Annotated in this window: 1 protein-coding gene; it reads right to left on the reverse strand. The window is 47.3% G+C overall.

Translation table 11 applies throughout. The annotated features are described in order from the left end of the window. The coding region (locus tag AAEZ03_RS27050; protein WP_350582898.1) for a VWA domain-containing protein at nt 1-279 on the reverse strand (279 nt) is incomplete at both ends.

The following is a 279-nucleotide window of genomic DNA, read 5'->3' on the forward strand; positions in this document are numbered from 1 at the left end:
GTCGTATAGACAGTTATGAAAGTAAAAGAACTCTAAGGTTTTAAATTCATTTCTAGCCGCAGAAAATAGCTTCTCTAAAGCCTCGACATGGACATCCATACTGCCGCCGACATCAAACAGCATCAGCACTTTGACACGATTACGCCGCTCAGCTTGCATATGAATATCGAGCACGCCTTTTTTGGCGGTGCGCTTGATGGTCTCATGAATGTCTAGCTCATCGGCGCTACCGGTGCGGGCAAACTGACGCAAGTTACGCAGTGCCATCTGAATTTGGCG

Origin of the sequence: Pseudomonas sp. HY2-MNA-CIBAN-0224, assembly GCF_040310285.1 — a bacterium.
GTDB lineage: Bacteria > Pseudomonadota > Gammaproteobacteria > Pseudomonadales > Pseudomonadaceae > Aquipseudomonas > Aquipseudomonas helleri.